Below are 24,548 nucleotides of genomic sequence, written 5' to 3'. Positions count from 1 at the left end.
CACTACCGCTCGTCTGTTAGCGTCAAACAATACGTACGTACGGTTTTGGAGGTCGGTATGTGGGACCCCGCTGTCTACCGCCGGTTCGGCGCCGAACGATCACGCCCGTTCTTCGACCTCGTCGGGCGGATCGGCGCCGACCGCCCGCGTGCCGTCGCCGACCTCGGCTGCGGACCCGGTGAACTGACCCGCACGCTCGCCGAACGCTGGCCGGACGCCCGGGTCACCGGTCTCGACTCGTCACCCGAGATGATCGCCAAGGCGACCGCCGAGCCCGGCCCGGTCGAGTTCCGGCTCGCCGACATCAGCGACTGGCGGCCCGGCCCGGACACCGACGTCGTGGTCACCAACGCCGCCCTGCAGTGGGTGCCGGGACACCCGGAGATGCTCGCCCACTGGGCGCGCGAGCTGCCGTCCGGCGCCTGGCTGGCGATGCAGGTGCCGGGCAACTTCGACAGCCCGGGCCACCGTGCGGCGCGCGAGCTGTCGCCGGTCGAGCTCCGATCAGATCCGGTCTACGACGCGGCGGGCTACGCCGAGCTGCTGACCGCCGCGGGCGCCGTCGTGGACGCCTGGGAGACCACCTACGTGCACCTGCTGCCGGCCACCCCGGAGGAGCATCCGGTGCTCCGCTGGATGGAGGGCACCGCGTTGCGGCCGGTCCGGGCCGCGCTCGACGACGCCGGCTGGGCGGCGTTCCGGGCCGCGTTCTCGGAACGGCTCACCGAGGCGTATCCGGAGCGGCACGGTCTCGTGGCCCTCCCGTACCGCCGTATCTTCGTGGTGGCTTCTATTTAGGGGGAACCTTCCTTGACCGACCTGACGTCGTTCATCGCCGGCCTGCCCAAGGCCGAGCTGCACGTCCACCACGTCGGCTCGGCGTCGCCGCGGATCGTCGCCGAGCTGGCCGCCCGCCACGAGGGCACCTCGCCGGTCCCGGCCGACCCGGCACGGCTGGCCGAGTACTTCGAGTTCCGGGACTTCGCGCACTTCATCGAGATCTACCTGAGCGTGGTCGACCTGATCCGCGACGACGAGGACGTCCGGCTGCTCACCTACGAGATCGGGCGCGAGCTGGGCCGGCAGAACGTCCGGTACGCGGAACTGACCGTCACGCCGTACTCCAGCGTGCGGCGGGGCATCCCGGCGAAGGCGTTCTGCGAGGCGATCGAGGACGCCCGCTCCGGCGCCGCCCGGGACTTCGGGGTGGACCTGCGGTGGTGCTTCGACATCCCGGGGGAGGCCGGCCTGCCCGCGGCCGAGGAGACCCTGCGGGTCGCCCTCGACGAGCGGCCCGACGGCCTGGTCAGCTTCGGGCTGGGCGGCCCGGAGATCGGGGTGCCACGGCCGCAGTTCAAGCCGTACTTCGACCAGGCCCGCGCGGCCGGCCTGCACAGCGTGCCGCACGCCGGCGAGACCACCGGCCCGGAGACCATCTGGGACGCGCTCCGCGAACTCGGCGCCGAACGGATCGGGCACGGCATCGCGGCCGCCCAGGACGAGCGGCTGATGGCCCACCTCGCCGAGAACGGCATCCCGCTCGAGGTCTGCCCGACCTCCAACCTGCGCACCCGGGCGGTCACCGACCTCGACCAGCACCCGATCACCACCCTGGTGGCGGCCGGCGTGCCGGTCAGTGTGAACTCGGACGACCCGCCCATGTTCGGCACCACGCTGGAGCAGGAGTACGCCACCGCCGCCCGGCTGCTCGGCCTGGACACCGCCGGTGTGGCCGACCTGGCCCGCGCCGCGGTCCGGCACAGCTTCCGGCCCGGCGACGGGAAGGCCGCCCTGCTCGCCGAGATCGACGCCTACCAGGCGGCTCAGGGGTAGAGCGGGTCCTGCCAGCAGGCGACCATCGTCAGCGTGCCGATGGTCAGGATCGCCAGCCAGCGAACCAGCCGCCGCCGGTTGAACCGGGCCGGATCCTCCTCCGGCCCGGTCTTCGCCTTGCTCAGCACATCAGGCATCAGCCTCTCCCGTCGTCCTCCGCCGGTTAGTCGGGAACCGCCGTCCAGCTCTGGTGCCGCTGGTCGGTGTCTTTCTGCAGAACCAGCACGCGGCGCGTGCCGAAGCGCTGGGCGCCCACGCCGATCACCAGGTCACCGGTGGTGGCCCGGATGGTGAAGCCGTACGCCGAGGCACGCAGCGTCCACCGGGCCGCCGCGCCGCCGGCCTTGCAGTCGCCCTGCACCAGCGGCGCCCCGGTGACCGCGGCCCCGCCGAGCGGGACCACACAGCGGTTGCTCGCCTTGGAGACCAGCGAGTAGGCGCCGCCCTCGGCGGGCACCAGCTGCCACTGCTGCTGGGTGCCGCCCTCGTCGCTGCCGAGGACGACCGGGGTGCCGTCGGCCGCGCGGGCCGCGTACAGGTCGGCCGCGCCGCCGGTCAGCGAGTTGGTCAGCACGAACCAGGAGTTCTGCACCGGGCTGGCCGACGGCGCCGTCTCGGCGGTGCCCTTGGCGTGGTAGCCCAGCCTCCGGTTGCGGACCTCGACCCGGTACTTCGCGTCCGGCCTCAAGCCGATCAGACGGGCCCGGGTGGCGCGGGTGGTGGCCACCGGCTCGCCGTCCACCGACACTTCGTACTCGGCGTCGTCGGCGGCCGCGCTCCAGATCAGCCGGACCGAGCCGCTGGTCGCCTCGCGGATCTCCAGCACCGCCTGCACACCGTCGCCGGTCACCTCGGGCGGCGCCGCCGGGACCCCGTTGCCGCCACCGGGCTGGTCGCCGGTGCCACCCCCCTTGGGCGGTTTGGTGTGGTGGGCGACCGGGGTGATCTCCACCTGCGGCAGCCCGGCGGAGACGCTGGGCTGCGGCGCCGGTCCGGTGCTCGCCGAGACGCTGGGCCCGGGCGTGGGCGTGGAGGCGCTCGGGTTCGGCTTCGCCGCGCTCGGCGCGGGAACCGGCGCGGACGGTTTCGCCGGCGGGGGGCCGGCCGGCGTCTCGGGGTCCGGCACGGTGGCGCCCGGGGCGTCCGGGATGTCGTCGCCGCCGTCGCTGCGCAGCAGGAACTCGCTGAGCGCCACGTTCCAGTGTTTGGCCAGGTAGCTGCCCGGCTTCGGGTTGGTGCTGAAGTAGTCGTCGTGACCGCAGTCGAGGCGGATCTCGTTCTTCTTCGGGCACACGTTCTTCACCGGCTTGCCGGTCCGGTCCGGGGCGCACAGCAGGTCGGACTCGTCCAGGCAACCGCCCGCCCCGGTGGCGTTCGGCGAGTCGGTGAGGACCGCGCCGAGCGAGCGGGTGAGCTGGTGGGCGGCCATCGCGGCGCTCCAGCAGCCGGAGTCGACCCGGGCGTACGACGGGCCGCCGTTGTTGCGGTTGCCGCGGCCGGACCGGGTGTCGTTGACGTAGGTCGAGATGCCGCAGTACAGGTTCGTGTCGGCGAACATCAGGTACTTGCGGTCGGTGCGGTTGTAGCCGAGCCCGCGCAGCGCGTCGATGGTCGCGGTGAACGTGCGCAGCGAGCCGTCCGGCAGTTCCACCTCGGCCACGTCGGCGCGGCACTCGGGCGTCGTCACGTACCGGATGTGGCGGGAGCCGCCGGTCTCGCCCGCGCTGGCGTCGTAGATGGCGTCCACCCCGGCGGCCCAGGTCCGGAACGAGTTCAGGAACTTCGGGTACCGGCTGGCGCTGCCCGACTCGTGCAGGTAGAGCAACTGCACCCGCTTGCCGGTACGGCCGTCGCCGGCGCAGGCCACGTCGTCCGGGCCGAGGATGAAGTCGGCCTGTCCGGGAGCGGCGTCCGGCACCAGCGCCGGGGCGTCCGCGGTGATCGCGCTGCCGCCCTCGTCGCGGGCGATCTCGGCGTCCCCGGGCACGTTTCCGGTCTCCCGCCGGACCGGGGTGATCTGGTCGCTGCCGGCGGTCACCGGGGCGACGTCACGGCGCACCGCGAGACCGGCCGGGGCCGGGTCCGGGCCGTGCGTGCAGACCTCCTCGTACAGCTGGTACGCCCCGGCGCAGACCGAGCCGGAGGAGGCCAGTTTGAGTCCGCTGTAGACCAGCCCCTGCTCCGGGGCGTCGCTCGGCAGCGAGGTCAGCGAGAAGTCGTCGGACGGCCCGGAGCCGATCACGCTGGGGCCGATCACGCCGCCGACACCGAGCAGAGCCAGGCCGAGGGCTACCGGAAGGAGCCGGAAGGTCGCGGAGCGTGTGCGCGCCGGTTTCGGGGGGCTCGCCGCGCGGCGCCGTCCTGGCGGCGACCCGCGGAACGTCGGCCGGCGATGCGCGGACACGGCGTCTCCTCGTCGAGCTGTGTGGCGGTGGGAGGGGTCCATGGGGTGACCGCCTCCCACCGCGCGGTGGCTTCGCGGTTCGCGGCGTAGGGGACGCGCTGCGGGTTGCGATCCGGGAAGCCGGATGGGATCGAGGGGAACCCTGCCAGCCTCGCGTCCCCAGGGGAACGTTCTTAAAACAGATATAAGCCAGGGCTGTTTCGTTCGGGGGATACGGCTCATTCCCGTCCTCGTTGCCAGCGACGTCGTCCCGGATCGCGGTCGCGTGCCGGTCGGCCTCGTCCGACCAGCCCGAACCTGCTCGGCTGCTTGGGGGTGGCATCCGCGTCGGCCAGCAACATGACCACGCTGGCGCCACCCATGGCGGCCCGGTCCAGGCTGAGCGACCCGCCGGTAGCCTGCGCCACCCGGCGGGCGATGTCCAGCCCCAGACCGGTGGAACCCTGATTGCTCTGCCCGCGCCGCAGCGCCCCCTGTGGATCGGGGATGCCGGGGCCGGCGTCGTCGATCCGCAGCGCCACCCAGCCGTCGCGCCGGGACAGCCCGACCTCGAAGGCGGTGCCCTGCGGGGTGTAGCGGAAGACGTTGCCGAGCACCGCGTCCAGTGCGGCGGCCAGCTCGGCCCGGGCCACCGGCACCGGGATCCGCAGGTGCGCGCCGACCACCCGGTACTGCCGCTCCTGGTCGCCGGCGAGCGCGGACCAGAACATCATCCGCTCGCGGACCACCTCGCTGGCGTCGCACAGCCCGTCCTCGGGCGTGGCGGCGACCCGGTCGGCGACGGCCTGCCGGGTGGTGTTGATCAGGTGGTTGACCTCGTCCTCCAGGGTGGTGATCGCCTGCCGGATGCGCCGGATGCCGCGGCGGCGATCGACCTCGTCCGCGGTGAGGTCGATGATCTGGGTGTCGTCCGGGTCGAGCGCCTCGGCGTCGAGCCGCAACGCGGTCAGCGGGGTACGCAGCCGGTGCGACAGGTCGGCGACCAGTTCCCGCTCGTCGGTCCGGGAGGTTACCAAGCGGTCGGCCATCCGGTTGAAGGCGTAGCCCGCCTCGGCGAGCTCGCGCGGCCCGGACGGGCTGATCCGTACGCCGAGGTCCCCGTCCCCCACCGCGAGCGCCGCGTCGACGAGGTTGCGGGCCGAGTCCACCGCGCCCCGGGCCAGCCGGTCCACCACCACGACGGCGCCACCGACCAGCACCACGGCGAGGCCCAGCAGCAGCCACCAGTCGCGGGCGGTGTTCCGGTTCAGCGCGGAGGCGGGCACGAACGCCTCGACCACCAGGATCCGGTCGCCGACGGTGACCGGTCGCAGGTGCACCACGCCGCCGTCGACGTCCTCGACGGTCGGCTCGGGCGTGGTCGCGGCCCGGTCGATCAGCGCGCCGTCGGCCCGCCCGCCGGTGGACGGGGCGAGGCCCGGGGTGTGCACCACCGGCGCGCCGCCGGCCAGCGTGGTCGCGGCGGCCAGGCCACGTTCGCCGGTTCCGGCCGCGATGGCGCCGGCCACCGTCGAGGTACGCGCGGCGGCGTCGGCGAGAGCGGCCTCCCGGTGATCGTTGCGCAGGCCCCAGCCGAGCGGGACGAGGAAGACGAGTGCGGCGACGGCGGTGGTGGCTGCGGTGGTGTACGCCAGCCGCAGCCTCAGTCCGGCGCCACCAACCGGAATCCGACCCCCCGCACGGTGCGCAGGTAGCGGGGCTTCGCCGCGGATTCGCCCAGTTTCCGGCGAAGCCAGTACAAATGCACGTCGATGGTCTGGTCCTCGCCGACCGATGGCTGTCGCCATACCTCCTCCAACAGCTCGCGACGGGAAACCACTCGGCCCGGACGGGCGGCGAGGTAGGCCAGCAGGTCGAACTCCTTGCGGGTCAGCGCCAGCGGCTGATCGCCGAGGGTGGCGCTGCGCTCGCCGACGTCCACCCGCAGCTCGCCCACCTCGTGGACGGCGGGTTGCGCGGCCCGGCTGGCCCGGCCGACGCGGCGCAGCACGGTGGCTATGCGCGCGTCCAGGTGGGCGCCGGTGAACGGCTTGACCATGTAGTCGTCGGCGCCGGCCCGCAACAGCCGCACGACGGTCTGCTCGTCGTCGCGCGCGGTGGCGATGATGATCGGCACGTCGGTGATGCCGCGCAGCATCCGCAGCGCGTCCGATCCGTCCAGATCGGGGAGTCCGAGGTCCAGCACGACGAGGTCGGGCGTCTCCGCGGCGACCCGCCGCAACGCTTCCAGGGCGGTGCCGACGGCGTGCACGGCGTGCCCTCGATCGGCGAGCGAACGGAGCATGGCGCCGCGCACGACATGGTCGTCTTCGACGAGCAACACCGTGGCCATGCGAAGACCGTAGCGTCCATGGCAAGGCAGAACCTAAAGGGTGATCGAGCGAGAGTCTTTGATGACTCTCAGTGATGGAATACGATCCGAAGTACCGATGTCTTTCACACTCTTTCCCGATACCCGCCGCACACTCGCACTGGGGTCCCTGGCCGGCCTGAGCGTCGGCGACGCTCTCGGCGCGCAGTACTTCGTGCCCGGCAACCGCCCCTCCGACCTTCTCGAGGGACGCCTCCCGGAACCACCCTGGGAGTGGACCGACGACACCGAGCAGGCCTGCTGCCTGGTCGCCACCCTGGCCGAGGGAGACTTCGACCGGGACGCCTTCGCCACCCTGCTCGCCGCCCGCTTCGAGCCGTACCGCGGCTACGGTCCCGGCGCGGTGACCATGCTGCGCGAGATCCGGAACGGCCTGCCCTGGCCGATCGCCGCGGCCGCCGCCTTCAACGGGCAGGGCTCCTGCGGCAACGGCGCGGCGATGCGCGCCGCGCCGCTGGGCGCCTGGCACGCGGATTCCCTGGCCCACGCGGCCGTCCAGGGGGTACGAGCCGCGGAGGTCACCCACGCGCACCCGGAGGGGATCGCCGGTGGCGCGGCCGTCACCGTGGCCGCCGCGGTGGCCGCCGCCGCCCGGCTCAACGGCCACCGGCCCGAGCGCGGTCAACTGCTGCGCGCCACGGCGGGGCACACCCCGGCCGGAGTGGTCCACGACGGCCTGATCGAGGCGGCCGGTCTGACCACGACGGTCGTGGAGGCGGCCCACCGGCTCGGCTCGGGCGGGCAGGCGACGGCTCAGGACACCGTGCCGTTCGCCCTGTGGGTCGCCGACCGGTTCCTGGACGACTATCCGGCGGCCGTGGCGGCGTGCGTGGTCGCCGGCGGGGACGTCGACACCACCGCGGCGATCGCCGGGGGAGTCGTGGCGGCGTACACCGGTGTGGAGGGCGTCCCGGCGGCGTGGCTGTCGGCCCGCGAACCGCTTCCCGCCTGGTCGGCGGAGGCCGGCGGGGAATAGCCGGGGCCGGTGGGGACTGGGGAGCCGGGCGAAACGGGGCGGATAGCATCAGGGTCGGCCCGGAGCAGCCGAGGCCGACCCACACGAATGGAGATCACCGTGTCTGCACCCCGTACACCCGCTGTGGCCGACCCCCTAGTCGTCCCGGCCGGGACTACGGCGGCCGACGCGGTGGCCGCCGCGGGGCTTCCCGCGCACGGGCCGAAGGCGATCGTCGTGGTCCGTGAGGCCGACGGCCGGCTGCGCGACCTGAACTGGGCGCCGGCGGCCGACGCCGAGGTGACCCCGGTCGCCGTCGACACCCCGGACGGCCTCGACGTGCTGCGCCACTCCACCGCGCACGTGCTGGCCCAGGCCGTGCAGGACGTGTTCCCGGAGGCGAAGCTGGGCATCGGCCCGCCGATCCGGGACGGGTTCTACTACGACTTCGACGTCGAGAAGCCGTTCCAGCCCGAGGACCTGACGAAGCTCGAGAAGCGGATGCAGGAGATCATCAAGGCCGGGCAGACCTTCAACCGCCGGGAGTACGGGACCCTCGACGAGGCCAAGGCCGAGCTGCACGCCGAGCCCTTCAAGCTCGAACTGGTCGACATCAAGGGTGACGTGGACGAGGAGGCCGCCGCCGTCGGTGCGGGCGAGCTGACCCACTACGACAACCTCGACAAGGACGGCAACCGCGTCTGGGGCGACCTGTGCCGCGGCCCGCACCTGCCGTCGACCCGGCTCATCCCGGCGTTCAAGCTGATGCGGTCGGCCGCCGCCTACTGGCGCGGCTCGGAGAAGAACCCGCAGCTGCAGCGGGTCTACGGGACGGCGTGGCCGTCGCGGGACGAGCTCAAGGCGTACCTCAACCGTCTCGCCGAGGCCGAGCGCCGCGACCACCGCAAGCTGGGCACCGAGCTGGACCTCTTCTCCTTCCCCGACGAGATCGGGTCGGGTCTCGTGGTCTTCCACCCGAAGGGTGGGGTGATCAAGCGCGAGATGGAGGACTACGTCCGGGCCCGCCACATCGAGGAGGGCTTCCAGTACGTGGGCAGCCCGCACATCACCAAGGAGGGCCTGTTCCACACCTCGGGACACCTGCCCTACTACAAGGACACGATGTTCCCCCCGATGGAGCTGGAGGGGGCGAACTACTACCTCAAGGCGATGAACTGCCCGATGCACAACCTGATCTTCAGGTCGCGCGGGCGGTCCTACCGTGAGCTGCCGATGCGGCTGTTCGAGTTCGGCACGGTCTACCGCTACGAGAAGTCCGGCGTGGTGCACGGCCTGACCCGGGTGCGCGGCCTGACCCAGGACGACTCGCACTCCTACGTCACCGCCGAGCAGGCCCCGGCCGAGATCAAGCACCTGCTGAACTTCGTCCGCTCGCTGCTCGACGACTTCGGCCTGGACGACTACTACCTGGAGCTGTCGACCCGCGACCCGAAGAGCGACAAGTTCATCGGTACGGACGAGCAGTGGGAGAAGGCCACCAAGGTCCTGGAGGACGTGGCTACCGAGTCCGGCCTGGAGCTGGTGCTCGACCCGGGTGGCGCGGCCTTCTACGGCCCGAAGATCAGTGTCCAGGCGAAGGACGCGATCGGCCGTACGTGGCAGATGTCGACCATCCAGTACGACTTCAACCAGCCCGCCGGGTTCGGTCTGGAGTACCAGGCGGCCGACGGCACCCGGCAGGAGCCGGTGATGATCCACTCCGCGAAGTTCGGCTCGATCGAGCGGTTCTTCGGCGTGCTGGTCGAGCACTACGCGGGCGCGTTCCCGGCCTGGCTCGCGCCGGTGCAGGTGGTCGGCATCCCGATCCGCGACGACCACGCCTCGTACCTCGAGGAATTCGTCACGAAGCTTCGTAAGGCAGGCATCCGGGCTGAGGTGGACCACTCCACCGAGCGGATGCAGAAGAAGATCCGTACCGCCCAGCAGCAGAAGATCCCGTTCATGGCGATCGCCGGCGACGACGACGTCAACGGCGGCACCGTGTCGTTCCGCTACCGGGACGGCTCCCAGCGCAACGGCGTCTCCATCGACGAGGCGGTCGCGCACGTGGTCGAGGTGGTTCGCTCCCGGGTCAACACCGGGCCCTCGGCGGTCTGACCGCGGTCCCCGGCCTCCACCGCCCGGCGCGATGTTCGGTGGAGGCCGGTTCCGCATAGGATGCGGACGTGGACGATCTGGGTGAGCCGGACGGGCTGGAGCGGCTCTGGACGCCGCACCGGATGACCTACATCTCGGGCGAGGACCGGCCCGAGGGTGGGTACGAGAAACCGGCCGGCTGCCCGTTCTGCCTGGCGCCCGGCCGGCCCGAGGCGGAGACGCTGGTGGTGGCGCGGGGCGAGCTGGTCTTCGCGGTGCTCAACCTGTACCCGTACAACCCGGGGCACCTGCTGATCTGCCCGTACCGGCATGTGGCCGACTACACCGACCTCACCGAGCGGGAGACGGTCGAGGTGGCCGCGTTCACCCGGACGGCGATGCGGGTGATCCGGGCGAGCAGCAGCCCGCACGGCTTCAACCTGGGGATGAACCAGGGCTCGGTGGCCGGCGCCGGGATCGCCGCCCACCTGCACCAGCACGTGGTGCCGCGGTGGGGCGGCGACGCCAACTTCATGCCGGTGGTCGGCCGGACCAAGGTGCTGCCGCAGCTGCTCTACGACACCCGGGACCTACTGGCCAAGAACTGGCCCTAGGGGTCTGTGTTGTGAGGGAGGGCTGGGCTGCGGCGTGGCCCAGCGGCCAGACGACACCTGGACCTCGCCTCGCTCCTGCCCTCCATCGAGCTGATCATCGCGGCTGGCGCAGCGACGCGTTCCTGGCGGCGATGGACACCTCCGCCGACTTCTACTTCGACTCACTCAGCCAGGTGGAGCTGCCGAGCTGGTCGGCCGGGCGGGTGACGCTGCTCGGCGACGCGGCGCACTGCCCGTCACCGGCCTCCGGGCAGGGCACCAGCTTGGCCCTGACCGGGGCCTACGTGCTCGGCCGGCATCTCGGCACCCCCGGCGGGCTCGCCGCCTACGAGGCCGAGATGCGGCCGTACGTGGAGAAGAACATGGCCTTCGGCCGGAAGATGGCCCAGGACATGGTGCCCGGCAGCCGCCTCGCCATCGCCTTCCGCAACTACGGGATGCGGACCCTGCGCTTCCACCCGCGCAAGGAGCAGGTGATCGACAAGGTGCTCGCGCCGATGCACGAGGCGGCCGACGCCATCGTCATCTAGCGACCGCGTGCTCCTTGCGGACGGCCTCGGCCAGGTGTGGGGGCATCGGCTCGTGCCGGATGTAGTGCCGGGTGAAGGTGCCGGTGCCCGAGGTGAGCGCGCGCAGCTCGACGGCGTAGCGGACCAGCTCGGTGGCCGGGACCTCGGCGCGGACCAGGCTGGCCTCGCCCTCGCCGCCGGACTCGCTGCCCATCGGGCGGCCGCGGCGGCCGGACAGGTCGCTCATCACCGCGCCGACGTACGACTCCGGCACCCGCACCACGATCTCGTCCACCGGCTCGAGCAGGGTGATGTGGCCCTGTTCGGCGGCGGCCCGCAGCGCCAGCGCCCCGGCCGTCTGGAAGGCGGCGTCCGAGGAGTCGACACTGTGCGCCTTGCCGTCGTAGAGGGTGACCTTGACGTCCACCACCGGGCAGCCGGCGGCCAGGCCGCGCTCGAGCTGGGCGCGGACACCCTTCTCCACCGACGGGATGTAGTTGTGCGGCACGGCGCCGCCCACCACCCGGTCGACGAACTGGAAGCCCTCGCCGCGGGGCAGCGGCTCCACCTCGATGTCGCAGACCGCGTACTGGCCGTGGCCGCCGGACTGCTTCACGTGCCGGCCGTGGCCCTTGGCCCCGCTGCCGAACGTCTCCCGCAGCGCCACCTTGACCGGCTCGGTGTCCAGCTCCACGCCGCCCGAGCGGAGCCGGTCGAGCACCACGTCCGCGTGCGACTCGCCCATGGTCCAGAGCACCAGCTGGTGGGTCTCGGCGTTGCGCTCCAGGCGCAGCGTCGGGTCACCGGCGACCAGCTTCGCCAGGTTCTTGGCGAGGGCGTCCTCGTCCGAGCGGGTCTTGGCCACCACGGCGATCGGCAGCAGCGGCTCGGGCATCCGCCACGGCTCCATGAGCAGGGGATCGTCCTTGCCGGACAGGGTGTCGCCGGTCTCCGCCGAGCCCGACTTGGTGATCGCGCAGAGGTCGCCCGCCAGGCAGGAGGGCACCTCGCGGAGCTGGGCGCCGAGCGGGGAGTAGACGTGCGCCACCCGCTCGTCGGCGTCGTGGTCGGGGTGCCCGCGCTCGGCCATGCCGTGCCCCGAGACGTGCAGCGTCTGATCGGGGCGCAGGGTGCCGGAGAAGACCCGGACCAGGGAGACCCGGCCGACGTGCCGGTCGATCGTGGTGCGGACCACCTCGGCCACCAGCGGGCCGGACGGGTCGCAGGTCAGCGGCGGACGGGGTGAGCCGTCCACCCCGGTGACGACCGGCAGATCGTGCTCCAGCGGCGACGGGAAGCCGCTGGCGATGACGTCGAGCAGCGCGTCCAGGCCGACGCCGGTGCCGGCGCAGACCGGGACGACCGGGTAGAAGTTCCCTCGTGCGACGGCCTTCTCCAGGTCCGGGACCAGGGCGTCCGTGCTGATCATCTCGCCGCCGAGGTAGCGGTCCATGAGGGTCTCGTCCTCGCTCTCCGCGATGATGCCCTCGATCAGCGTGTTCCGGTCGTCGGCGATCGGGTTCAGGTGCTCCGGTTCGGCCTCGCCCGCCCGCGGCGGGTAGCCGGCCGAGTAGTCCAGCACCCGCAGGGTGATCAGCCCGAGCAGCCCGGCGATGGCCTGCCCGTCGTCGGCGAGCATCGGCTGGTAGATCGGCATGACGTTCTCGCCGAACGCCTCCTGGCAGTCCTGGAGCGCCTGGTCGTAGTCGGCGCGCGGGTGGTCGAGGCGGGTGATGGCCACGGCGCGCGGCATGCCGACCGCGGCGCACTCCTCCCAGAGGGACACCGTGGAGTCGTCCACGCCGTCGACCGCGGAGACCACGAACAGCGCGCCGTCCGCGGCCCGCAGCCCGGCCCGCAGCTCACCGACGAAGTCGGCGTACCCCGGGGTGTCCAACAGGTTGATCTTCACATCGCCGTGCATCAGCGGCGCGCAGGCCAGCGCCACCGAACGCTGCTGCCGGATCGCCGCCGGATCGTGATCGGTCACCGTGGTGCCCTCGGTCACCCCGCCCGCCCGCGGAATCGTCCCGCTGGCCGAGAGCAGCGCCTCGACCAGGGTCGTCTTCCCGGAACCGGAGTGGCCGACGAGCACCACGTTACGAACTCTGCCGGGGTCGGTCACCGCCGGCGCACCGGCGCCGGCAAGCCCTTTCTCCGAAGTCTTCTGCGCCATGCCGAGCGCTCCCGTCGTTTCCCGTTTGTTACGCCGCTGTTGTTTGAATCCCACACCCGGCGCGGTAGTGGTCGCAAGGACTTCAGGCCTGTAACTGTGCCGGATGGTGACGATCCGGCCAACCCGCGGCCTGAGCCGTACCACCGCTGGTCGCACCCCGTTATGGTGGGACGGCCATGGCAAAGATCGTTCAAACAACGGCCCGCGCCGTCGTCGCCTATGTCGTCGACCCCGTCGCCCGTTATCTTCTCCGGATCGGCGTCTCACCCGACGCGGTCACCATCGCAGGCACGATCGGCGTGCTGTTCGGTTCGTACCTCGGTGCGCAGGGTCACCTGTTCTGGGCCACCGTGATCGTAACCGCCTGTGCCCTCACCGACGTGCTCGACGGCACAATGGCCCGGATACGGGGTGGTTCCTCCAAGTTCGGGGCGTTGCTCGACTCGTCCATGGACCGGATCGCCGACGGCGCCGTGTTCGGGGCCGTCGCCTACTACCTCGCCACCGAGGGCAACCCGTACGGCGGTGTCGTCGCGGCCCTGATCAGCCTGGTCTTCGGGCAGGTCGTGTCGTACGTCAAGGCCCGTGCCCAGAGCCTCGGCCTGAACGCCGACGTCGGCATCGCCGAGCGCCTGGAACGGCTGCTCATCGTCGGTGCGGGCGGCCTGCTCGGCGCGGCCGGCCTGGAGTGGGGCCTGCCCGCCGCGCTCTGGGTGCTGGCCGTGCTCTCCGTGATCACCGCCTTCCAGCGGCTGCTGCACGCGCGGCGCACCGAGCCGAAGGCGCCGGCCGAGTGAAGGACCGGCTGATCGAGCTCGGCTACCTGGCCGGGTGGCGGGTGGTCCGTGCGCTCCCGCTGCCGGTCGCCCGGAGCCTGTTCCGGACGGCGGCCGACCGGGCCTGGAAGGGCGACGGCCCCGGCACCCAGCGGCTGCGGCGCAACCTGCGGCAGGTCGTCGGCGAGGACATGCCGGAGACCCTGGTCCGTGACGCGCTGCGCTCCTACGCGCGGTACTGGATGGAGGCGTTCCGCCTGCCGACGCAGGACCGTGCGCAGTTCCTCGACGGATTCTTCATGGTCCCGGAGAGCTACCAGAAGCTGAAGAAGGCGGCCACCGACGGCAATGGCGTGATCCTGGCGCTGCCGCACGTGGCGAACTGGGACGCCGCCGGCGCCTGGGTGTGCTCGCACGACTGGCCGTTGATCACGGTGGCCGAGCGGCTCAAGCCCGAGGGCGTGGCCCGGGCGTTCCTGGCGTACCGGGAGAAGCTCGGCATGAAGGTGCTCCCGCACACCGGCGGCGAACGGTCACCCCTGGAAGTGCTCACCGAGCACCTCGGGAAGGGCTGGGTGGTGGCCCTGCTCGGCGACCGGGACCTGTCCCGCTCCGGCGTCGAGGTGGAGTTCTTCGGCGGGCGGACCCGGATGCCGGGCGGGCCCGCGCTGCTCGCCATCCGTACCGGGGCGCCGCTCTTCGCGGTCGACTGCTGGTACGACGAGCGGCGGGTGATGGCCCGGATGCGCGAGATCACCCCACCCGCCGACGGGCCGCTCGACGAGCGGATCAAGCGGACCACCCAGCAGCTCGCCGACGCGTACGCGGCCGGCATCGCCGACCACCCGCAGGACTGGCACATGCTCCAGAAGCTCTGGCTCTAGGAGGCGCCGTGCGGATCGGGATCGTCTCGCCCTACTCGTTCGACGTCCCCGGCGGCGTGCAGAACCACATCATGGACCTGGCGGAGGCGCTGCTCGGCCTCGGTCACGTCGTCAGCGTGCTCGCGCCCGCCGACGACGACGCGGAACTGCCGGACTACCTGGTGCCCGCCGGGCGCGCGGTGCCGCTGCCGTACAACGGGTCGGTGGCCCGGATCGCGTTCGGGCCGGTCTCCACGGCCCGGGTCCGGCGCTGGCTCAAGAACGGCGAGTTCGACGTGCTCCACGTACACGAGCCGTTCTCGCCCAGCCTGTCGTTCCTGGCCGTGGTCTCCGCGCGCGGCCCGGTGGTGGCCACCTTCCACACCGCGATGACCCGGTCCCGGGCGCTCTCCGGGTTGCAGCCGTTCCTCCAGCCGGTGGCGGAGAAGATCACCGCCCGGATCGCGGTCAGTGAACTGGCCCGGAAGGTGCAGGTCGAGCATCTCGGTGGCGGCGCCGTCGAGATCCCCAACGGGGTCGCGGTGGTCAAGTTCGCCTCGGCTTCGCCATTGCCGGGATGGCCCGGCCAGGGTGGGACGCTGGGCTTCCTGGGCCGGTTCACCGAGCCGCGCAAGGGCTTCCCCCTTCTGCGTACGGCGTACGTGTCGCTGGCTCGCGAACGTCCCGGGCTGCGGCTGCTGGTGGCCGGCCCGGGCGACCGCGACGAGCTGTACGACGGCATCCCCGCCGACCTGCACGACCGGGTGGAGTTCCTGGGCCTGGTCTCCGAGGCGGACAAGGCCCGGATGCTGCGCAGCGTCGACGTCTACGTGGCGCCGAACACCGGCGGCGAGAGCTTCGGCATGATCCTCACCGAGGCGATGGCGGCCGGCTCGACGATCGCGGCGAGCGACCTGGACGCGTTCCGCCGGGTGCTGGACGGCGGCCGGGCCGGCGCGCTGTTCCCCAACGGCGACCAGGCCGCGCTCACCCGGCTGCTCGGCGAACTGCTGGACGACCCGGCCCGGCGGGCCGCCCTGGCCTCCTGCGCGCGTCAGGTGGTCGGGACGTTCGACTGGCCGAGTGTGGCCAACCGGGTGCTCGAGGTGTACGCGACCGCGATCGAGGCCACCGACGGGAGGGTTTTCGACGACGAGTGGTCCTGACCACCACCGCGGTGACAGACGGGCACTACGATGCCCGGCATGTGGTGGGTGGTGGGAGTCGTCGTGCTGGCCGCGATCTTCTCGGCGTACCTCGGCTGGACCGCCCAGCGGGTGGAACGCCTGCACGCGCGGGCCCGGTCGGCCGAGCGGGCGCTGGACGCGCATCTGTTGCGCCGGGCCGCGGCCGCCGCGGTGGTCGCCGAGCAGGCCGAGTCGGTGGAGCTGTACGCGGCGGCCCGGCTGGCGCTGGACGCCGAGCCCGGCGAGCGGGAGACGGCGGAGAACGACCTGACCCGCCAGTTGCAGAACGTGGCCCTGGACCCGGCCGACCCGGCGGCGCGCACCCTGGTGGCCACCAGCCGGCGTGTCGTGCTGGCCCGCCAGGTGCACACCGACCAGGTGCGGGACGCGCAGAACGCCCGCCGCCGGGTGGTCGTCCGCCTGCTCCGGCTGGCCCGCCGCTACCCGCGGCCGGAGTACTTCGACATCGTCGAGCCGGTGCTGCCCGAACTCCCCCCGGCCCCACTGCCCGCCACGATCTGAACGGGCGAGGGGCCCCGCTTTCGCGGGGCCCCTCGTCTCAGCTCATCTACCAGCCGCGCTCGGAGAGGCGGTGGGGGACCGGCTCGTCCTCGACGTTGATGCCGACCATGGCCTCGCCCAGGCCGCGGGAGACCTTGGCGATCACGTCCGGGTCGTCGTGGAAGGTGGTGGCCTTCACGATGGCGGCGGCGCGCTGGGCCGGGTTGCCGGACTTGAAGATGCCGGAGCCGACGAAGACGCCCTCGGCGCCGAGCTGCATCATCATGGCCGCGTCGGCGGGGGTGGCGATGCCGCCCGCGGTGAACAGCACGACCGGCAGCTTGCCCAGCTCGGCGACCTCCTTGACCAGCTCGTACGGCGCCTGGAGCTCCTTGGCGGCGACGTACAGCTCGTCCTCGGGCAGGGTCTGCAACCGGCGGATCTCGGCCCGGATCCTCCGCATGTGGGTGGTGGCGTTGGAGACGTCACCGGTGCCGGCCTCGCCCTTCGACCGGATCATGGCGGCGCCCTCGGTGATCCGGCGCAGCGCCTCGCCCAGGTTGGTGGCCCCGCAGACGAACGGCACGGTGAACTGCCACTTGTCGATGTGGTTGGCGAAGTCGGCGGGGGAGAGCACCTCGGACTCGTCCACGTAGTCGACGCCGAGCGCCTGGAGCACCTGGGCCTCGACGAAGTGGCCGATGCGGGCCTTGGCCATCACCGGGATGGAGACCGCGCCGATGATCCCCTCGATCATGTCGGGGTCGGACATGCGGGAGATGCCACCCTGGGCGCGGATGTCGGCCGGCACACGCTCCAGCGCCATGACCGCGACGGCGCCCGCGTCCTCGGCGATCTTCGCCTGCTCGGCGTTGACCACGTCCATGATCACGCCGCCCTTGAGCATCTCCGCCATGCCGCGCTTGACGCGGGCGGTTCCGACGGCGGGCTGGTTCTCAGACATGGGGATTCGGCTCCTCGTGCGGGTTATCGGATGAACGGGATACTACGAACGCGCAGTACGTGTTCCGATAGCCAATCGGCTCCCCGGTGGCCTGCTTTACTACGCCAGCAGGCTCGGGACCTTCTCGAAGAGCTCGGTGGTGAAGGTCATCATCGAGTGGAGCATCCAGTTGCCGGCCAGCAGCAGGGCCGCGCCGATCGCGATCGCCTTCGGGACGAAGGAGAGCGTGGCCTCCTGGATCTGGGTGACCGACTGGAAGAGGGAGACGGCGAAGCCGACCACGAGGGCGGTCAGGAGCACCGGCGCCGCCATCTTCGCCGCGATCGTCAGGGCCTGCATCGCCAGCTCAACCACCATCGTGTCCGTCATGCCCATCAGTTCGGGAACTTGAGGAAACGCCGGAGTGCGCGACGGGGGCCCCTCGGTTGCCGTCCGGTTGACGCCTCGAGTGGGCCCGGTTCCCCCTCGTGCCTATTGTGGGGGCCGTGAACATCGGAGTGCTGGCCCTGCAGGGCGACGTACGTGAACACCTGGCCGCGCTGGCCGAGTCGGACGTCCTGGCCCGGCCGGTCCGCCGGCCGGAGGAGCTCGCCGACGTCGACGGACTGGTGATCCCCGGCGGGGAGTCGACCGCGATCAGCAAACTGGCGGTCTCCTTCGGGCTGCTCGACCCGATCCGCAAGCGGATCGCCGACGGCATGCCGGTGTACGGCTCCTGCGCCGGCATGATCATGCTGGCCGGGACCGTGCTGGACGGCCGTCCGGACCAGGAGTCGTTCCACGGCATCGACATGACCGTCCGGCGCAACGCGTTCGGCCGGCAGGTCGACTCGTTCGAGGCGTCGGTGGAGATCGATGACATCGAGGGCGGCCCGTTCCACGCGGTCTTCATCCGCGCGCCGTGGGTCGAGGAGATCGGCGGCGACGTGCGGGTGCTGGGGCGCGTGGCCGAGGGGGCCGCCGCCGGTAGGATCGTGGCAGTTCGGCAGGGGAACCTGCTCGCCACGGCTTTCCACCCGGAGCTGACCGGCGACCTTCGTGTCCACCGGTACTTCGTCGAGATGGTCCGCCAGGCCGTACCCGTACGGTAGACACGGAGGTTACGCATGTCCGGCCACTCCAAGTGGGCGACGACCAAGCACAAGAAGGCCGTCATCGACGCCAAGCGCGGCAAGATGTTCGCCAAGCTGATCAAGAACATCGAGGTCGCGGCCCGGACCGGTGGTGGTGACCCGGCCGGTAACCCCACGCTTTACGACGCCATCCAGAAGGCGAAGAAGTCGTCGGTTCCGAACGACAACATCGACCGCGCGGTCAAGCGGGGCTCCGGCCTCGAGGCCGGCGGCGCCGACTGGCAGACGATCATGTACGAGGGGTACGGCGCGAACGGCACCGCCATCCTTATCGAGTGCCTCACCGACAACCGCAACCGGGCGGCCACCGAGGTGCGCACCCGGCTGACCCGCAACAACGGCACGTTCGCCGACGCCGGCTCGGTGTCGTTCCTGTTCAACCGCAAGGGCGTGGTGATCGTCCCCAAGGGTGAGCTGACCGAGGACGACATCATGCTCGCCGTGCTCGAGGCGGGCGCCGAGGAGATCAACGACCTCGGCGAGGAGTTCGAGGTGGTCAGCGAGCCCGGTGACCTGATCGCCGTGCGGACGGCGCTGCAGGGCGCCGGCATCGAGTACGACTCGGCCGAGTCCTCCCTGGTCCCGAGCATGACGGTCGAGCTGGACGAGGACGCGGCACGCAAGGTGCTCAAGCTCATCGACGCCCTGGAGGACTGCGACGACGTGCAGAACATCTACTCCAACGCCGACATCTCCGACGAGGTCATGGCGACCATCGACGCGTGAGCGATGCGCTGCGGGAGGCCGGCCCGGTCGGGCCGGCCTCCCGGCGTTCTCAGAGCGGATCGGTGCTCAGCGAGGCCATGTACTGGATCAGGCCGAGCACCAGCAGGAAGCTGCCGATCGCGTAGCCGAGCGTGCGGCGCAGCCGGCTGCGCAGGCTGGCGTGCACCCAGGCGATCTCGGCGTCGGCCAGCGCGTCCAGGGAGGCTCTCGCCGTACCCCCGATGATCGCGGCCTTGCGCAGCGCCAGGCTGCCACCGGACCGCGGAAGCGCGACCACCGGTTCCGGAGGGCGCAACACGCGCACCTCGACCTCGTAGACCTGGTCCTCGCGCCACTGCGCGGTCCGTGCCAGCAGGCGCTTGCGCACGTAGCCGCCGGTCCGGCGCAGCCAGCGCATCCGGCGCCAGTGCCCGGCCAGGTCGGTGAGCACGGCCAGATAGATCTCCTCGGACACCGGCGCGCCACCGACCAGGCGGAACGCCTCGGCGCGCAGTTCGGGGGCGTGCAGCGTGACGAAGGCGACGTACTCCGGTGGCGGCTCGTCGTCCATCGGCGGAATGAGGCGCATAGCGGACCTCCCGTCCCCATCGTCGAGGCGTGTCGGCGGAGGCCGCAAGTGGCCCGGGTACTAGGGTGTCGAACACACGTACGCGAGGGGGAGGCAGTCTGTGCGCGTGCTCGGCATCGATCCGGGGCTGACGAGATGCGGCGTCGGCGTCGTCGAAGGGGTGCCGGGACGGCTCGGGAAACTGGTCGCCTACCAGGTGGTCCGCAGCGAACCGGACGAGGACATCGCCCACCGCCTGCTGCACCTGGACCGAACGCTTGCCGAACTGGTCGAGCAATACCAGCCGGACAGCGTCGCCGTCGAGCGGGTGTTCTCCCAGCACAACGCACGGACCGTGATGGGCACGGCGCAGGCCAGCGGGGTCGCGATCCTGGCCGGGGCGCGGGCCGGGCTGCCGGTGCAGACCTACACCCCGAGCGAGGTGAAGGCGGCCGTCACCGGCTCCGGCACAGCCGACAAGGTCCAGGTCACCGCCATGGTGACCCGGTTGCTGAGACTGGCCGCGCCACCGAAGCCGGCCGACGCGGCCGACGCCATCGCCATCGCCATCTGCCACATCTGGCGCGGGGGCACCCGTGCGAAGATCGAGGCCGCAGCAGCCCGCAGGAGTAACCGATGATCGCCAGCGTGCGCGGTGTGGTCACCGCGATCCTCCATGACAGCGCCGTGGTCGAGGTCGGCGGTGTCGGCATGCGGGTGCTCTGCACGCCGAACACGCTGGCCGGGCTGCGCACCGGCACCGAGGCCCGGCTCGCGACCACGCTCATCGTCCGGGAGGACTCGCTCACCCTCTTCGGCTTCGCCGACGAGGACGAGAAACAGCTCTTCGAGCTGCTCCTGACGGCCAACGGCGTCGGTCCGCGGATCGCGCAGGCGGTGCTCGCCGTTCATCAACCCGATGTCGTACGCCGTGCGCTGTCCGGTGGCGAGGTCGCGGTCCTGACAGCCGTCCCGGGTATCGGCAAGCGCGGCGCGGAGAAGATGATCGTCGAACTCAAGGACAAGATCGGCCCGGTCGGGCCGGCCGGCGCCGGCTCGGCCGGCCTGCTCAACGGCGCGTGGCAGGAGCAGGTCCGCCAGGGTGTGCTGGCGCTCGGCTGGACGGCGTCGCAGGCCGATCAGGCGGTGACCGCGGTCGGCGAGACGATCGACGGCGAGACGCCCCCGGTCCCGGTGCTGCTGCGCCAGGCCATCCGGCTGCTGGGCAAGACCCGATGACCACCCCGGAGGACGGTCTCGTGTCGCCGGACCCGTTCGACGAGGAGCTGGACGCCGAGGCCAGCGTCCGGCCCCGCCGGCTGGCCGACTTCATCGCACAGCACCGGGTCCGCGACCAGCTGGAGCTGCTGCTGAAGGCGTCGATGGGCCGGGGCACGCCGCCCGACCACATCCTGCTGTCCGGCCCGCCCGGCCTGGGCAAGACCACCCTGGCCAACATCGTGGCCGCCGAGCTGGGCACCGGCATCCGGACCACCAGCGGCCCGGTGATCGAGCGGTCCGGCGACCTGGCCGCCATCCTGACCGGGCTGGCCCCGGGCGACGTGCTCTTCATCGACGAGATCCACCGGATCGCGAAACCGGCCGAGGAACTGCTCTACAGCGCCATGGAGGACTTCCGGGTCGACGTGGTGGTCGGCAAGGGCCCGGGCGCCACCGCCATCCCGCTGGACGTGGAGCCGTTCACCCTGGTCGGCGCCACCACCCGGGCCGGTCTGCTGTCCGGGCCGATGCGTGACCGGTTCGGTTTCGTGGCGCACCTCGACTTCTACTCCCACGAGGACCTGGACGCGCTGCTGCACCGCTCGGCCCGGATCCTCGGCGTGCGGATCACCGCGGAGGGGTCGGCGGAGATCGCCCGCCGGTCCCGGGGCACGCCGCGTATCGCCAACCGGCTGCTGCGCCGGGTCCGGGACTTCGCCGAGGTGCGGGCGGACGGCGTGATCACCGAGGAGGTGTCGAAGGCGGCCCTCCAGGTGTACGACGTCGACGCCCTCGGGCTGGACCGGCTGGACCGGGCGGTGCTGCGGGCGCTGATCGAGTCGTTCAAGGGCGGCCCGGTCGGCCTGTCGACGCTCGCCGTCGCGGTGGGCGAGCAGAGCGACACGGTCGAGGAGGTGTGTGAGCCGTTCCTGGTCCGGGCGGGACTGCTCGCCCGGACCCCGAGGGGCCGGGTCGCCACCGAGGCGGGCTGGGCGCATCTGGGCAGAACGCCACCCGCCGACGGTCGCCCGGGCGTCTTTCAGGGTGACCTGTTCGCCCGGGAAGCCTGATTCTCCCTCGTGATGCGAACGTGACGTGTGCCGCATTCGTTATCTCAAGGTTGACCGATTAGACTCGCCGCCGTTCCAACCGAACTCTCTGCATATCGCCACCGGCGCCCGCCCACGATGCGCCGGCGGCTGACGGAAGGCTTTCTAGGTGCTCAACGCAGCTGACCCAGCGAGCGGTGGCGGAAATTTCTCGTTCCTGCTGATCCTCGTCCTGCTCTTCGGGTTCATGTATTTCGTCATGATCCGTCCGCAGCAGAAGCGGCGCCGGGAAGCGGCGGACATGCAGAACTCGCTCGCCCCGGGTGACGAGATCGTCACCATCGGCGGCCTGCACGGCATCGTCACCGGGATCGTCGACGACCAGGTGGCGCTCGAGATCGCGCCTGGTGTCGAGGTCCGGTTCGCGCGTCCCGCGATCGCCCGGGTCGTTCAGAAGGCGGGCGAGGCCATCCCCGAGCCCGACGAGGCCCCACCGGTCGCGGACGAGCCGGAGAGCCCCGTCACCGAGACGCGCAAGCAGGACTGACCCGAAGCACGCCCATCGCGCCGGTCCGGGGTGACGCCCCCGGCCCGGCGCGTCCGCCCGCCGTTCGACCGTCGACGGCCGGTCACAGACAAAGAGCGCCGCGCCGTCGCGCGGCCGAAAAACAGGGAGACCTAACGCCGTGGCACGACCACCACAGGGACAGATGCATCCTGGACGCCAGCTAGGCGTGCTCGGTCTGGTCTTCGTCGTCCTGTATCTGTGTGTCTTCTTCGCCGCCGGTGCGGAGGGCAGCTGGAAGCAGCGGCTCGAGCCGAAACTCGGCCTGGACCTGATCGGTGGCACGCAGGCCACCTACATCGCCTCCCAGCAGGGCGCCCCGCCCCGCCCGGAGGACATGGAGCTGGCCCGCGAGATCATCCAGAGCCGGGTCGACGCTCTTGGCGTCTCCGAGGCCGAGGTGGTCATCCAGGGCAACAACACCATCGTCGTCTCCCTCGCCGGCAAGGCCGATGAGCAGCTCAAGGGACTGGAGCAGGCCGCGAACATGCGGTTCCGCCTGGTCACCGGCGTGACCGGGGACGTCTCGTCGGTCGCCCTCAACCCGCCGAGCCCGGCCCCGAGCGCGTCGGCCAGCGGCAGCGCCGCCCCGTCGCCGTCCGCCGGCGCCAGCAGCGCCCCGGCCCCGAAGGTCGGCGACGCGAAGCCGTCCGCCACCCCGTCGACCGGCGGTCAGGGCGGTGGCGCGGCCGCGCCGAGCCCGAGCGCCACGCCGTCGGCCACGCCGTCCGCGACCCCGTCGCCCGCCGCGTCCGCCGCGGCGCCGGCCCCGGTCAGCGCGGACATCGAGGAGCAGCGCGCGGCCATCAAGAAGAAGGTCGGCGCCGACGCCTGGGCCGCGGCCGAGAAGCTGACCGCGCCGGTGGACCTCAGCGCCGACCCCAAGGCCGGCCTGCCGTTCAAGGCGTTCGCCGACCTGAGCGGCACCGAGGTGGCCGCGCTCAGCCCGCAGATGCAGTTCAACGTCCCGACGATCGGCTGCGAGCAGCTGAACGCGCGGCCGAACGGCTCGATCGACGGCGTCGAGAGCGAGGTCGTCGCCTGCCAGGACGGCGTCTACAAGGTGATGCTGGACAAGGCCGAGGTCGTCGGCGACGACATCGACGAGGCCAGCCCGCAGCTCGACACCCAGCAGAACCAGTGGGTCGTCTCGCTCGACTTCAAGAGCGAGGGCCAGAAGAAGTGGACCGCCCTCACCAAGAAGGCGTACGAGGCCGGCCCCAGCGAGCCCTGCTACGTCGCGGTCACCTCGATGTACGCCGACGCCGACCACTGCGCGGTGGCCGTGGTCCTGGACAAGGAGATCATCTCCGCGCCGCAGATCCAGGGTGTGCTCACCGGCCAGTCGCAGATCACCGGTGACTTCAACGGGGCCAGCGCCAAGAAGCTCGCCGACCAGCTGAACTTCGGCGCCATCCCGGTGACCTTCGACGCCGGCCCGGCGCAGACCGTCTCGGCGACCGTCGGTGACCAGCAGCTGCAGGCGGGTCTGCTCGCCGCGGCGATCGGCCTCGGCCTGGTCGCGGTCTACGCGTTCTTCTACTACCGGCTGCTCGGCCTGGTGATCTTCCTGAGCCTCGGCCTCTCCGCGCTGCTCACCTTCGGCGCCCTGGTCTTCCTGGGCCGCTCGATCGGCTTCACCCTGACGCTGGCCGGCATCGTCGGCTTCATCGTCTCGCTGGGTGTCGCGGCGGACTCGTTCGTCATCTACTTCGAACGTCTCAAGGACGAGATCCACGAAGGCCGGAGCCCGCGCAGCGCGGTTCCCCGGGCATGGCAGCGGGCCAAGCGCACGATCATCTCGGCGAACGCCATCACGATCATGTGTGCCGTGGTTCTCTACATCGTGTCGATCGGTCAGGTGCAGGGCCTCGCCTTCGCGCTCGGCCTCTCGACGATGCTCGACCTGCTCGTGGTGTTCCTCTTCCGGCACCCGATCATGTCGCTGCTCGCCAGCACCCCTGCGTTCATGTCGCCCAGGGTCAGCGGCCTCGGCCGCGCCCTGCGCAGCGGCCAGACCGAGGAGTCCGGCTCCTCGCGCGTGAAGGAGGCCTGAC

General features: G+C 71.7%; 25 protein-coding genes. 17 read left to right on the top strand and 8 right to left on the bottom strand.

Annotation, left to right across the window (positions count from 1 at the left end; genetic code table 11):
• Positions 1 to 57: 57 nt before the first annotated feature.
• Both KZ829_RS32550 and KZ829_RS32545 read left to right on the top strand, forming a co-directional pair.
• Positions 58 to 798, top strand: coding sequence for a methyltransferase domain-containing protein (locus tag KZ829_RS32550; RefSeq protein WP_220147666.1), 741 nt, complete (start codon positions 58 to 60; stop codon positions 796 to 798).
• Between the two features lie 12 nt (positions 799 to 810).
• On the top strand, positions 811 to 1,833 hold the full coding sequence (locus tag KZ829_RS32545; protein ID WP_220147665.1) for an adenosine deaminase: 1,023 nt from the start codon (positions 811 to 813) through the stop codon (positions 1,831 to 1,833).
• Here KZ829_RS32545 and KZ829_RS32540 read toward each other — a convergent pair.
• The 4 genes from KZ829_RS32540 to KZ829_RS32525 all read right to left on the bottom strand — a co-directional run bounded on the left by KZ829_RS32540 (position 1,824) and on the right by KZ829_RS32525 (position 6,569).
• A complete protein-coding gene (locus tag KZ829_RS32540) occupies positions 1,824 to 1,970 on the bottom strand; it encodes a hypothetical protein (protein ID WP_220147664.1) in 147 nt (48 codons plus the stop codon). The genes KZ829_RS32545 and KZ829_RS32540 overlap by 10 nt on opposite strands.
• 26 nt (positions 1,971 to 1,996) lie before the next feature.
• A complete protein-coding gene (locus tag KZ829_RS32535) occupies positions 1,997 to 4,237 on the bottom strand; it encodes an RICIN domain-containing protein (RefSeq protein ID WP_220147663.1) in 2,241 nt (746 codons plus the stop codon).
• Between the two features lie 218 nt (positions 4,238 to 4,455).
• Complete coding sequence (locus tag KZ829_RS32530; protein WP_220147769.1) at positions 4,456 to 5,877, bottom strand: HAMP domain-containing sensor histidine kinase; 1,422 nt, start codon at positions 5,875 to 5,877, stop codon at positions 4,456 to 4,458.
• Positions 5,878 to 5,879: 2 nt separating this feature from the next.
• Entirely contained in the window at positions 5,880 to 6,569 is a 690-nt protein-coding gene (locus KZ829_RS32525) for a response regulator transcription factor (RefSeq protein ID WP_043525920.1), read from the bottom strand.
• A gap of 97 nt (positions 6,570 to 6,666) precedes the next feature.
• On the opposite strand from KZ829_RS32525, the gene KZ829_RS32520 reads away from it, so the two are divergent.
• The 4 genes from KZ829_RS32520 to KZ829_RS32505 all read left to right on the top strand — a co-directional run bounded on the left by KZ829_RS32520 (position 6,667) and on the right by KZ829_RS32505 (position 10,804).
• Positions 6,667 to 7,584, top strand: a complete 918-nt coding sequence (locus KZ829_RS32520) for an ADP-ribosylglycohydrolase family protein (RefSeq protein WP_220147662.1) — start codon at positions 6,667 to 6,669, stop codon at positions 7,582 to 7,584.
• A gap of 99 nt (positions 7,585 to 7,683) precedes the next feature.
• Positions 7,684 to 9,681 carry a threonine--tRNA ligase gene (gene thrS, locus KZ829_RS32515; RefSeq protein WP_220147661.1) on the top strand — a complete coding sequence of 666 codons (1,998 nt, stop codon included), beginning with the start codon at positions 7,684 to 7,686 and terminating at the stop codon, positions 9,679 to 9,681.
• A gap of 122 nt (positions 9,682 to 9,803) precedes the next feature.
• On the top strand, positions 9,804 to 10,274 hold the full coding sequence (locus tag KZ829_RS32510) for an HIT family protein (RefSeq protein WP_220147768.1): 471 nt from the start codon (positions 9,804 to 9,806) through the stop codon (positions 10,272 to 10,274).
• Between the two features lie 131 nt (positions 10,275 to 10,405).
• A complete protein-coding gene (locus KZ829_RS32505; protein ID WP_246636647.1) occupies positions 10,406 to 10,804 on the top strand; it encodes an FAD-dependent monooxygenase in 399 nt (132 codons plus the stop codon).
• On the opposite strand, the gene KZ829_RS32500 is transcribed toward KZ829_RS32505, so the two are convergent.
• The gene (locus KZ829_RS32500; protein ID WP_220147660.1) at positions 10,797 to 12,959 is read right to left on the bottom strand and encodes an elongation factor G-like protein EF-G2; all 2,163 of its coding nucleotides are present in this window, start codon (positions 12,957 to 12,959) and stop codon (positions 10,797 to 10,799) included. The genes KZ829_RS32505 and KZ829_RS32500 overlap by 8 nt on opposite strands.
• Positions 12,960 to 13,135: 176 nt before the next feature.
• Here KZ829_RS32500 and pgsA point away from each other — a divergent pair, with 176 nt between their 5' ends.
• Genes pgsA through KZ829_RS32480 form a run of 4 tightly spaced genes read left to right on the top strand, consistent with a single transcriptional unit; the run spans position 13,136 to position 16,307 of the window.
• Complete coding sequence (gene pgsA / locus KZ829_RS32495) at positions 13,136 to 13,756, top strand: phosphatidylinositol phosphate synthase (RefSeq protein WP_220147659.1); 621 nt, start codon at positions 13,136 to 13,138, stop codon at positions 13,754 to 13,756.
• Complete coding sequence (locus KZ829_RS32490; RefSeq protein WP_220147658.1) at positions 13,753 to 14,619, top strand: phosphatidylinositol mannoside acyltransferase; 867 nt, start codon at positions 13,753 to 13,755, stop codon at positions 14,617 to 14,619. Before pgsA ends, KZ829_RS32490 begins: the two co-directional genes overlap by 4 nt.
• An 8-nt stretch (positions 14,620 to 14,627) precedes the next feature.
• Entirely contained in the window at positions 14,628 to 15,764 is a 1,137-nt protein-coding gene (locus KZ829_RS32485) for a glycosyltransferase family 4 protein (RefSeq protein WP_220147657.1), read from the top strand.
• Positions 15,765 to 15,794: 30 nt separating this feature from the next.
• Positions 15,795 to 16,307 carry a hypothetical protein gene (locus KZ829_RS32480; protein WP_220147656.1) on the top strand — a complete coding sequence of 171 codons (513 nt, stop codon included), beginning with the start codon at positions 15,795 to 15,797 and terminating at the stop codon, positions 16,305 to 16,307.
• A gap of 46 nt (positions 16,308 to 16,353) precedes the next feature.
• On the opposite strand, the gene pdxS is transcribed toward KZ829_RS32480, so the two are convergent.
• Both pdxS and fliQ read right to left on the bottom strand, forming a co-directional pair.
• Positions 16,354 to 17,250: a pyridoxal 5'-phosphate synthase lyase subunit PdxS gene (gene pdxS, locus KZ829_RS32475; protein WP_220147655.1), complete on the bottom strand. Its 897-nt coding sequence runs from the start codon at positions 17,248 to 17,250 to the stop codon at positions 16,354 to 16,356.
• A gap of 99 nt (positions 17,251 to 17,349) precedes the next feature.
• Entirely contained in the window at positions 17,350 to 17,619 is a 270-nt protein-coding gene (gene fliQ / locus KZ829_RS32470) for a flagellar biosynthesis protein FliQ (RefSeq protein WP_183215336.1), read from the bottom strand.
• 116 nt (positions 17,620 to 17,735) lie between these two features.
• Between fliQ and pdxT the strand changes: the two genes are divergently transcribed.
• Together pdxT and KZ829_RS32460 are read left to right on the top strand one after the other, a co-directional pair.
• On the top strand, positions 17,736 to 18,341 hold the full coding sequence (gene pdxT, locus KZ829_RS32465; protein WP_220147654.1) for a pyridoxal 5'-phosphate synthase glutaminase subunit PdxT: 606 nt from the start codon (positions 17,736 to 17,738) through the stop codon (positions 18,339 to 18,341).
• Positions 18,342 to 18,356: 15 nt separating this feature from the next.
• Positions 18,357 to 19,109 carry a YebC/PmpR family DNA-binding transcriptional regulator gene (locus KZ829_RS32460; RefSeq protein ID WP_204295514.1) on the top strand — a complete coding sequence of 251 codons (753 nt, stop codon included), beginning with the start codon at positions 18,357 to 18,359 and terminating at the stop codon, positions 19,107 to 19,109.
• 49 nt (positions 19,110 to 19,158) lie between these two features.
• Here the strand turns inward: KZ829_RS32460 and KZ829_RS32455 are convergent, their stop codons facing one another.
• Positions 19,159 to 19,677 carry a SigE family RNA polymerase sigma factor gene (locus tag KZ829_RS32455; RefSeq protein WP_220147653.1) on the bottom strand — a complete coding sequence of 173 codons (519 nt, stop codon included), beginning with the start codon at positions 19,675 to 19,677 and terminating at the stop codon, positions 19,159 to 19,161.
• 100 nt (positions 19,678 to 19,777) lie between these two features.
• On the opposite strand from KZ829_RS32455, the gene ruvC reads away from it, so the two are divergent.
• The 5 genes from ruvC (at position 19,778) to secD (ending at position 24,547) form a co-directional block, all read left to right on the top strand.
• A complete protein-coding gene (gene ruvC, locus KZ829_RS32450) occupies positions 19,778 to 20,296 on the top strand; it encodes a crossover junction endodeoxyribonuclease RuvC (RefSeq protein WP_220147652.1) in 519 nt (172 codons plus the stop codon).
• Positions 20,293 to 20,895, top strand: a complete 603-nt coding sequence (ruvA, locus tag KZ829_RS32445) for a Holliday junction branch migration protein RuvA (protein WP_220147651.1) — start codon at positions 20,293 to 20,295, stop codon at positions 20,893 to 20,895. Before ruvC ends, ruvA begins: the two co-directional genes overlap by 4 nt.
• Positions 20,892 to 21,947 (top strand): Holliday junction branch migration DNA helicase RuvB, encoded by a 1,056-nt coding sequence (gene ruvB, locus KZ829_RS32440; protein WP_220147650.1) that lies wholly within the window; start codon positions 20,892 to 20,894, stop codon positions 21,945 to 21,947. The genes ruvA and ruvB overlap by 4 nt, the downstream gene beginning before the upstream one ends.
• A 148-nt stretch (positions 21,948 to 22,095) precedes the next feature.
• Positions 22,096 to 22,473: a preprotein translocase subunit YajC gene (gene yajC / locus KZ829_RS32435; protein ID WP_308285751.1), complete on the top strand. Its 378-nt coding sequence runs from the start codon at positions 22,096 to 22,098 to the stop codon at positions 22,471 to 22,473.
• A gap of 163 nt (positions 22,474 to 22,636) precedes the next feature.
• Positions 22,637 to 24,547: a protein translocase subunit SecD gene (gene secD / locus KZ829_RS32430; RefSeq protein ID WP_220147649.1), complete on the top strand. Its 1,911-nt coding sequence runs from the start codon at positions 22,637 to 22,639 to the stop codon at positions 24,545 to 24,547.
• Position 24,548 lies beyond the last annotated feature (1 nt).

Origin of the sequence: Actinoplanes hulinensis (genome assembly GCF_019429605.1) — a bacterium.
GTDB lineage: Bacteria > Actinomycetota > Actinomycetes > Mycobacteriales > Micromonosporaceae > Actinoplanes > Actinoplanes campanulatus.
This window is presented reverse-complemented; position numbering and strand designations above follow the sequence as displayed.